10 protein-coding genes are annotated in these 9664 nt (G+C 67.5%); 7 read left to right on the top strand and 3 right to left on the bottom strand.

From position 1 onward, the window contains the following. Positions 1 to 1410 (bottom strand): acetyl-CoA carboxylase biotin carboxylase subunit (locus KJ554_03935; GenBank protein MBU0741487.1); only part of this gene is annotated, 1410 nt, incomplete at its 3' end. Next, positions 1407 to 2213: an enoyl-CoA hydratase/isomerase family protein gene (locus KJ554_03930; GenBank protein ID MBU0741486.1), complete on the bottom strand. Its 807-nt coding sequence runs from the start codon at positions 2211 to 2213 to the stop codon at positions 1407 to 1409. The genes KJ554_03935 and KJ554_03930, both read right to left, overlap by 4 nt. A 489-nt stretch (positions 2214 to 2702) precedes the next feature. Here KJ554_03930 and KJ554_03925 point away from each other — a divergent pair, with 489 nt between their 5' ends. The 7 genes from KJ554_03925 (at position 2703) to KJ554_03895 (ending at position 7821) form a co-directional block, all read left to right on the top strand. Further along, positions 2703 to 3902 carry a thioredoxin family protein gene (locus tag KJ554_03925; protein ID MBU0741485.1) on the top strand — a complete coding sequence of 400 codons (1200 nt, stop codon included), beginning with the start codon at positions 2703 to 2705 and terminating at the stop codon, positions 3900 to 3902. A 75-nt stretch (positions 3903 to 3977) separates the two neighbouring features. Next, positions 3978 to 4379: a nuclear transport factor 2 family protein gene (locus tag KJ554_03920; protein ID MBU0741484.1), complete on the top strand. Its 402-nt coding sequence runs from the start codon at positions 3978 to 3980 to the stop codon at positions 4377 to 4379. A 41-nt stretch (positions 4380 to 4420) separates the two neighbouring features. After that, positions 4421 to 4888 (top strand): tRNA (N6-threonylcarbamoyladenosine(37)-N6)-methyltransferase TrmO, encoded by a 468-nt coding sequence (gene tsaA, locus KJ554_03915; GenBank protein ID MBU0741483.1) that lies wholly within the window; start codon positions 4421 to 4423, stop codon positions 4886 to 4888. Positions 4889 to 5140: 252 nt separating this feature from the next. Beyond that, positions 5141 to 6370, top strand: a complete 1230-nt coding sequence (locus tag KJ554_03910) for a hypothetical protein (protein ID MBU0741482.1) — start codon at positions 5141 to 5143, stop codon at positions 6368 to 6370. A gap of 13 nt (positions 6371 to 6383) precedes the next feature. After that, a complete protein-coding gene (locus KJ554_03905) occupies positions 6384 to 6884 on the top strand; it encodes a permease (GenBank protein ID MBU0741481.1) in 501 nt (166 codons plus the stop codon). A gap of 3 nt (positions 6885 to 6887) precedes the next feature. Beyond that, positions 6888 to 7307, top strand: a complete 420-nt coding sequence (locus tag KJ554_03900) for a DUF3788 domain-containing protein (GenBank protein ID MBU0741480.1) — start codon at positions 6888 to 6890, stop codon at positions 7305 to 7307. Between the two features lie 16 nt (positions 7308 to 7323). Then, a complete protein-coding gene (locus KJ554_03895; protein MBU0741479.1) occupies positions 7324 to 7821 on the top strand; it encodes a DUF2147 domain-containing protein in 498 nt (165 codons plus the stop codon). A 9-nt stretch (positions 7822 to 7830) separates the two neighbouring features. Here the strand turns inward: KJ554_03895 and KJ554_03890 are convergent, their stop codons facing one another. Next, positions 7831 to 9438, bottom strand: coding sequence for a methylcrotonoyl-CoA carboxylase (locus KJ554_03890; GenBank protein MBU0741478.1), 1608 nt, complete (start codon positions 9436 to 9438; stop codon positions 7831 to 7833). Positions 9439 to 9664 lie beyond the last annotated feature (226 nt).

The following is a 9664-nucleotide window of genomic DNA, read 5'->3' as shown; positions in this document are numbered from 1 at the left end:
GGCCGCCAGCGCGGCCGCCGGCACGCCGCCGTCGGGCTTCCAGTCGGCGAAGTGCTGCTCGAGGAAGTGTGTATGCGTATCCCCGGCAGCGAAGGAAGCGTGGGCCAGGATCTCGTCCAGGTAGGCGCCGTTGGTGGTCACGCCGAGCACCACGTAGCGGCGCAAGGCGTCGCGCATGCGGGCGATGGCGGCGGCGCGCGTCTCGGCGTGGACCGACACCTTCGCGAGCATGGGATCGTAGTGCATGGACACCACGTCCCCCTGCCCGATGCCGCTGTCCACCCGGATTCCCGGCCCGTCAGGTTCGCGGTAGAGCAACACATCGCCCAGGGAGGGCATGAAGCCCTGCGCGGGATCCTCGGCGTAGAGACGGCACTCGATGGCGTGGCCGCGCGGGACGATCTCGTCCTGGGTCCAGGGCAAGGGTTCGCCGGCGGCCACCCGCAGCTGAGCGCGCACCAGGTCCAGTCCGGTCACTAGTTCGGTGACGGGGTGCTCCACCTGCAGGCGCGTGTTCATCTCCAGGAAATAGAACGATCGGTCCCGGTCGAGCAGGAACTCGACGGTGCCCGCCCCGCAATAGCCCACGGCCTTCGCCGCCGCCACCGCCGCCTCCCCCATGCGGCCGCGCAGGGCGGCGTCCAGGGCTGGCGAGGGCGTCTCCTCCACGATCTTCTGATGCCGCCGCTGGATGGAGCACTCGCGCTCCCGCAGGTGCACCGCGTTGCCGTGGTCGTCGCCGAAGATCTGGAACTCCACGTGCCGGGGCCGTTCCAGGTAGCGCTCCAGGTAGACCAGGCCGTTGCCGAAGGCCTTGGTCGCCTCGCGAGCCGCCGCCGCCACGGCCGCGACCAGGTCCCTGGCGTCGCGCACCAGGCGCATGCCCTTGCCGCCGCCCCCGAAGGCCGCCTTGACCAGCAGCGGGTAGCCCACACCGTCGGCGACCTTTTCGACGGCCGCGGCGTCGAGCGAACCGCCGGGTCCGGGTTCGGGCAACGCGGCGCCGGGCACCACGGGCACGCCCGCCGCGGACATGATCGCCCGGGCGGCCGTCTTCTCCCCCATGCGCTCGATCACCGCGGGGGACGGCCCGATGAACGTCACGCCGGCGTCGGCGCAGGCCCGGGCGAAACCGGCATTCTCGGCCAGGAAACCGTAGCCGGGGTGGATCGCCTCCGCGCCGGTCTCGCGCGCCGCTGCGAGGATCTTGTCGGCCCGCAGGTACGATTCCAGGGGCGGCGAGGGCCCGATGGACACGGTCTCGTCGGCCAGACGGGCGTGGGGCGCGTGGCGATCCGCCTCGGAGGCCACGGCGACGGTCCTGACGCCCATCTCGCGGCAGGTGCGCATGACCCGGCAGGCGATCTCGCCGCGGTTGGCGACGAGGATCTTCTCGAAGGTGCGGCTCACGGTTTCCAGTCCTCCAGATCTCGGGCCCAGGGCGCGGGGCGCTTGGCGAAGAAGGCTTCCAGGGCGGCCTGGGCCTCGGGCGAGGTGCGGGCCTCGGCGATCATGCGCGCGGTGAACTCGAGACTCTCCTTGAAATCCAGGGCGGCGGTCCCCTCGACCAGTTCCTTGACCTTGCCGAGGGCCCGGGGCCCGCCCGCGAGCAGGGAACGGACGGTGGTGATCACGGCTGCGTCGAGCCCTTCGTCCCCCGCCAGAACGTCCACCAGGCCGATGCGGTGTGCTGCGCGGGCGTCGAACTTGTCGCCCAGCAGGCAGAGGGTCCGCGCGCGCGACAGGCCGATGCGACCGACCACCAGGGGCGAGATCACGCCGGCCACCAGGCCCAGGCGCGCCTCGGTCAGGGCGAAGAAGGCGTTGTCGTCGGCGACGACGATGTCGCAGGCGCAGACCAGGCCCACGCCGCCCCCGAAGGCGCCGCCCTGCACCCGCGCCACCACCGGCACGGGGCTCAGACGCACCGCCCGGAACATCTCGCCCAGTTCGCGGGCGGACGCGAGGTTCGCGTCGAAGTCCGTCTGGCCCAGGCGGCGCATGTCGTTCAGGTCGCCGCCCGCGCAGAAGGTCTTGCCCGCGGCCTGCAGGATGGCCGCGTGGGGACGGTCGTCCGGTGCCGCGTCGGCGAGACCGTGGAAGACGTCGCGCAGCGCGAGGACCATCTCGTGGTCGAAGGCGTTGTGGGCGTCGGGACGGTCCAGGGTGACGGTCAGGACGGGGCCCCGGTGGTCCGTGAGGATCTTGGGCAAGGCTAGACCTCGCAGGATGAGGACGTCATCGAGAGTATCCGCGAAAGGTGGCGGCGCCGGCCGCGACGGCCGCAGCCGGGCCGCCACCAATCATAGGACAGACCGGGGAGCTGATCCAGCCGGCAATTGAACCGAGCGTGGGATCGACGGATAAGGGGCGATCGTCGCCGAGCCGATTTGCGGAGAAGATGGTGTCGGTTCCGGGATGTGCACCAGAATGCCTCCTGGTCATCGGCCGAACTCGGGATGATCCCGTTGGATGTGGGGATTTGACTGCTCACTTCCAGTCGTGGTAGATTCTGGCTGAGAATATTATCGCGGTGTATCTGATATCGCTGCATGAGTGAAATGGCGATTTGCCAGCGAACAGACCAAGAGACGAGCCTCGGTAACGATTGGCGTACTTTGATGCCATGCTGGCTTCATGGCCTATCTGAACGTTGAGAAACATTACATCATCGACGTCCCCAAGTCGATCCGAGGTTCTTCATGCGAAGCACGACGATATCGGGACCAACATCCAGTCCCATCAAGGCCATCGCGATGCTGGCCGCAGCCACGATTGCGACCGCGAGCGCCGACGGTTACGCGCAGGAGGCGCTCGAGCGAGCGCTCGCCGATGCGCGAGAGAGATCGACCTTCGTCCTGGTCGATGCCTTCACCACCTGGTGTGGACCGTGCAAGGCGTTTCAGACGGACCTCCAAACGGGGACGGAGCTGCGGGACGCTCTCGCCGACCTTGTCTTCGTGTCGGTCGACATCGAGGATTCCACGAGCTCGGTGTTCAACCGGAAGCACCCGGTCTCGTCCGTGCCGCAGTTCATCCTGCTCGACCCGGACGGCGTGGAGCACGGCCGGATTACCGGTTACGGCGGCGTCGAGAGCTTCCTGGCGGCCCTTGCTGAGGCGCTTGAAGATCCGTTACCTGTCGACGAGCGCTTGGCACGCGCCCGGGCGGATCGAAGCTGGGAGGGCCCCGCGGCCATCGCCAGTCATCATGCCCGCAGAAAGGAATACGAGCAGGCGGTCCCGCATTACATGGAGGCTCTCGACCGAGGCGCACCTGCCGAACAGCGACTCGATCTCCTCTGGGCGTATCTGGTGGGCATGGGAGACGGCTGGGCGACCGCGGCCGACGCGAAGTCCGTGGCGGAGGGCGCGCTGGCCGGCCCTGCCGAGGTGGACCGCTATCGGTACCGGCTGTACTTTCTCATGAAGCAGGTGGCCGACCGTGCCGGAGACGATTCGTTGCGGCAACCCTTCATCGAGCGGGCGGTAGAGGAGGCGCGCGCAACGGATCGCTTCGACCGGGAAACCGAATTGCGGTTCGATTACGCCCACTTCGTGATGAACGACCACGCCGCTGCGGCTCGGGCCAGAAGGGACGCCCTCGACCTCCGGCGAAACCCGTACGCGATGAACCTTTATGCATGGTATTGCTTCGAGCACCGGGTGTGCCTCGAGGAGGCCGAGCGGATCGCGCGCGAGGGATGCGGCATGGACGGATCTCCCGGCCACCTGGCCATGCTCACGGACACCCTGGCCGAGCTGGTCCACCTGCGGGGAGAGACCGCCGAAGCCCTGCGACTCATCCAGCGATGCATCGAGTTGGATCCGGAAAACGAGTACTACCGCAACCAGGATACGCGGTTCCACAACACCATGGCGGACGAAGGGGAACCTCGGTAGGGTACGTGCGGACCGGCACGCCGGGATGCCGGCCACCGGTGACGCGTCGTTGAGCCAGCGGGGAGACATCGTGCCATGAAACCTCTGGAAGTTGCCGACGCTTTCGTGACAGCCATCAACTCGGGAGAAGTCGGTCGTCTGGCGAGTCTGATGACCCCGGATCACACGTTCGTCGACGCCGACGGCTCCGAGCATGGGGGAAGGGATCACATGAGCTCGGGTTGGCAGGGCTATTTCGACATGGTGCCTGACTTTCGGATCGAAGTTTCCGACCGGTTCGAGCACCAGGACGTGGTGATCATGCTGGGGCGGGCCCGTGGGACGTTCGTGCAGGACGGGGAGCTGAGACCGGAAAACCACTGGAGCGTCCCGGCGGCGTGGCGAGTCGTCGTCGAATCGGACAAGGTGGCCGTATGGCAGCTGTACGCGAACCAGCACGAAATGCACGAGATCCTGAAACGAATCAACGCAACCTGAATACCGCGTGCAGCCGGCGAACGCCGGAAACGAGGACCCCCATGCATCACCGACAAGAACTCGCCCTCGCGCCCATCGGCCGCGTCCGCTCACCCGTCCGCGAACCCGTCGACGAGGATTGGGGCGACGTGGAAGCGGTCATCGACGTCGAACCCGCCCTGCGCCCGGGGCTGCGGGGACTGGAAGACTTCTCCCACCTCGTGGTGGTGACCTACCTGCACGAGGCGTCCTTCGACCCCGAGCGCCACCTGGTACGGCGCCCGCGCGGCCTCAACGAGATGCCCGAGGTCGGGATCTTCGCGCAGCGCGCCAAGGACCGGCCCAATTCCCTCGGGGTGACCTGCGTCCAGCTGGTCGCCATGGTGGATGAGGGCGTGCGGGTCCGCGGGCTGGACGCCATCGACGGTACCCCCGTCCTCGACCTCAAGCCCTACTATCCCCACTACGACGCAGCGCCGGATGCGCGTGTGCCGGGCTGGGTCGATGTCCTGATGCGCGGTTATTTCTGAGACCGTGGCCGCCGGGGCCGATCCTGTTTCCATCGTGGTTGTTTATCGTGTATCATGCGCTCATCTCTCACTGAGAGGAGCCCCAATCATGACTCGTATGGATACCACGACACCATCGCGAAGCGTCGCCCTGTTCCTGGCCCGGGTTTGCGTTCCGGCCGTCCTGGGCGGACCGCTCGTGGGCGACGCCGCCGCCCAGCCGTGGTCAACTTCGCCTCCTCCCAGTACACCGTCGTCGAGGCGTACGCGGACATGGCGATCGCAATGACCATCTCCGAGATTCCGACGGAACAGCTCCTGGTCTACGCCTACGTCACCCCGGTCACGGCGACCCCCGGCTTTGACTTCGTCGAAGGCCTGACATACGCGCGCTTCGAGCCCGCCGCATCGGACACGAGTTATCTCTATGTCCAGATCTACTCCGACACGGAGCCGGAGGGCCCGGAAACGATCCTGCTGACCATCTACGCCGAGAGCGAGTACTACACGCCCGGTTCCACGGGCGAGGCGACCCTGACCATCATCGACGACGACTCGGACACGCCGACGGCCCATTTCGAGATCGCCGAGGACATCCCCCTGGACCCGAACGGGCATATCGCCGTGGTGACGGGACCCGACGCCCCCGTTCTGGTCGACGTCGTGGTCGACGACCTGCCGCCCGGCGGCGCGTCCATCAACTACACCAGCACCGCCGACGGCCAGATCCATACGCTCGCGTTCACCTTCGACCCGCGACAGTCGATCGAGGTCCCGGCGGCCGACATTCCCCCGGGGGCGGCCCATGCCGTCAACGAACTGCAGATACTCAATCCCGCCGGCAAGCGGTCTTCGCGCAGCGACCACGTTTCGGCCCACAGCATCGCTTTTGACATGATCTCACTTGAAACCGTGCAGTGCCTGGCATGCCAGATCCGGTTCATCTTCGACATGTTCGATGAACTCTTTTGCGAGGACAGTTACGATATCTGCGGCTACTATTGCGGGGACAAGGCCGCGGCCGGACAGCCGGAAGCGCCGGGCGCGCCCGAGAGCACCATCGATCCGGGCGCCGACTTCGAAACCCTGCAGCGTTACCGCGACGAGATCCTGCTGGGATCGCCGGTGGGTGACTACTACATCCAGCTCTACCGGGACTACTCGCTGGCGATCGGCACCGCGATCCTGCAGAGGCCGACCCTCATCTATCGCGTGGCCGAGACCTGGGACCTCTGGCTGCCGGCGGTCGGGGCCCAGGTCGACGGCCAGGGCGCGAGCTTCACCATCACCGGCGAGATGCAGACCGCGCTGCTGGACATCATGACGGAGTTCGAGGAGGTGGGCAGCCCCGAACTCGCGGAACTGCTCGGAGAGTTCCGCACGGAGCTCGATCTCGAACACGTCGCCGGCACCACCGCCGCCGACCTGCAGGAGAGCATCGAGACCAACAGCATGGGCAACGAGTGGTCGAGCTGGGGCGACGTGAAGTCCATGTTCAGGTGAGAAAGGACATTCGATGCGCATGCTCGCTTCCACCATCGTCATGGGCGTCCTGGCCGCAGGGCTTCTCATCTTTGGATACGCCCGCGGTCAGGGCGAGGCGACCGCGGGCCTGCGCACCGGCCTGATCATGGTGGCGCAGATCATCCCGCTGCTGCTCTTCGCCTTCGTCATCGCCGGCATGGTGCAGGTGCTGGTGCCCCAGCAGGCGATCTCGCGTTGGGTGGGCGAATCGTCCGGCCTGCGCGGCATCCTGATCGGCTCGCTCGCCGGGGGGCTGGCCCCGGGCGGGCCGTACATGAGCCTGCCCATCGCGGCGGGGCTGGTCAAATCCGGCGCCGGCATGGGCACCATGGTGGCGTTCTTGACCGGCTGGTCCCTGTGGGCCTTCGGCCGGCTGCCCATGGAAGTGGGCATCCTGGGCTGGAAGCTGACCGCAGTGCGCCTGACATCGACGCTGATCTTCCCGCCGCTGGCCGGCATGATCGCCAACTTCTTCTTCGGCCAGTCGAGGTGAACCGTGTCCGCGAGCGCCTTTCTGGACGCGTCACGCCAGCCGCGGCCAAACGAGCTGCCCGCCGTGCTGGGCCGCTCCCACGTCCACTGGGAACGCCTGCTGGCCCATCTGGCAGAACAGTACGCGCCGCTCACGGCGACCTGGAAGTGCTATGTCCGCAGGTGCGGCTGGTCGTTGCAGGTGAAGCGCGGCAAGCGGACGGTGCTCTACATGGTGCCGCAGCAGAAGCATTTCCGCGTGACCTTCGTCCTCGGCGACAAGGCCGTGGCCGTCGCCCGCGAGAGCGGCCTGCCCGCGCGGATCATCACGGACATCGACGCCGCCCGCAAATACGTTGAAGGCCGGGGCGTCGGCCTCGAAGTGCGTTTCGAGAAGGATCTGGACGTCGTGACCAGGCTCGCGGCGATCAAGATGGCGAACTAGCCGTGAAAGGAAGAAAATGGCTCCGCACAGACTGTTGCTGACCGCCTCGCTGGCCCTGCTCGCCGCCGCCGCCGCGCCGGCCAACGACCTCCCCACCGCTCCCGACGACATCCTGGGCGTCTGGGAGACGGCCCACGACGACGAGAGCTGGTCGCGCATCGAGATCTACAAGCGCGACGGCCGCTACCACGGCCGCATCGTCTACCTCAGCTCGCCCGTGTATCCCGACGACGGCAGCGACGGCCCCCCGGGCCAGCCGCGCATGGATCTGAACAACCCCGACGAATCCCTGCGCAAGCGGCCCATCCAGGGCCTGAGACTGATGCGCAACTTCCGCCACGACGACGGCGACGGCAAGTGGAAGGACGGCCGCATCTACGACCCCAAGAGCGGCAACACGTACCGCTGCAAGCTCACGCTGAAGGGCCCCGACACCCTGGAGGTCTTCGGCTACAAGAAGGTGGGCTTCGTCAAGCTGGGGCGGGATACGGCGTGGACGCGGCACCGCGAATGACCGCGCTTGCTACATCCGGTACACCCCGAACTTCACCGGCGGTATCGGCGCGTTGAGGCTCATGGCGATGGCCAGGCCCAGCACGTCGCGGGTCTGGACCGGATCGATCACCCCGTCGTCCCACAGCCGCGCGCTCGAGTAGTAGGCGTGCCCCTCCGTCTCGTACTTCTTCAGGATGGGATCGACGATCTTCGCTTCCTGCTCCGGCGTGAGCGTCTCGCCGTGCCGCGCGGCCTGGTCCTGCTTCACGCGCAGCAGGACGCCCGCGGCCTGCTCGCCGCCCATGACCGAGATCTTGGCCTGGGGCCACATCAGCAGCAGGCGCGGCTGGTAGGCGCGGCCGCACATGCCGTAGTTGCCCGCGCCGTTGCTGCCGCCCACGATCACCGTGAACTTGGGCACGCTGCTGTTGCTCACCGCGTTGACCAGCTTGGCGCCGTCCTTGGCGATCCCCCCATGCTCGTAGACCCGCCCCACCATGAAGCCGGTGATGTTCTGCAGGAAGATCAAGGGGATGCGCCGCGCGTTGCACAGCTCGATGAAATGGGTGCCCTTCAGGGCCGACTCGCTGAACAGGATGCCGTTGTTGGCCAGGATGCCCACGCTGTAGCCGTGGATGCGCGCGAAGCCGCAGATAAGTGTATTGCCGTAGCGGGGCTTGAACTCGTGCATCCTGCTGCCGTCGACGACGCGCGCGATGACCTCCTTGATGTCGAAGGGCTGGCGCGGGTCGGACGACGCCACGCCGTAGAGCTCCCCGGGATCGTAGTGGGGATCCTCGGGCGACGCGGTGGGGATCGTCGCCGTGCTGACCGGCCCCAGGTTCTCCACGATGTCGCGCACGATCCTCAGGGCGTGGGCGTCGTCGTTGGCCAGATGGTCGGCCACGCCCGAGATGCGCGTGTGCACGTCGCCGCCGCCGAGTTCCTCGGCGGTGACGTCCTCGCCGGTGGCCGCCTTCACCAGGGGCGGGCCGCCCAGGAAGATCGTGCCCTGCTCCTTGACGATCACCACCTCGTCGCTCATGGCCGGCACGTAGGCCCCGCCGGCGGTGCAGTTGCCCAGCACCGCGGAGATCTGCGGTATCTCCAGGGCCGACATGCAGGCCTGGTTGTAGAAGATGCGCCCGAAATGATCGCGGTCGGGAAAGACCTCCGCCTGCAGCGGCAGGAACGCCCCGCCCGAGTCCACCAGGTAGACGCAGGGCAGACGGTTCTCCCGGGCGATCTCCTGGGCCCGCAGGTGCTTCTTGACCGTCAGCGGATAGTAGGTGCCGCCCTTGACCGTGGCGTCGTTGGCCACGACCATCACCTGCCGGCCGTGGATCGTGCCCACGCCGGTCACCACGCCCGCGGCGGGCACCTCGGCGCCGTAGACCTCGTGGGCCGCCAGGGGCGACAGCTCCAGAAACGGCGTCCCGGGGTCCAGCAGCCGCTCGATCCGCTCTCGCACCATCAACTTGCCCTGGGACAGATGCCGCTCCCGCGCCCGCGCGCTGCCGCCCTCGCGGATGCGCGCCAGATCCGCGGCCAGGGCCTCGGCCAGGACCCGGTTCTGCTCGGCGTTCTCGCGGAAGGTCTTGTCGGCGGTATCGATCCTGGAAGAGATGCGTTTCATGGGGTCTCCTGCGGAATGGGGCGTCTCCACGCGCTGGCGTCGGCGGAGATTATAGGTCCAGGCCGGACCAGCGGTCCAGCCCAGACCACGCTGCGGCGACTTGTGGAGCCGTCGGCCGCCGCTTAGGTTTGCGCCATGAACGCGACATTCTGGATCCGCAACGCCACGGTGATCACGGGCGACGGCCCGCGCGAGGCCGACGTGCGCGTCGAGGGTTCGACCGTCG

The sequence above is a fragment of the bacterium genome, assembly GCA_018814885.1.
In the GTDB taxonomy this organism is placed as follows: Bacteria; Krumholzibacteriota; Krumholzibacteriia; order LZORAL124-64-63; family LZORAL124-64-63; genus JAHIYU01.
This window is presented reverse-complemented; position numbering and strand designations above follow the sequence as displayed.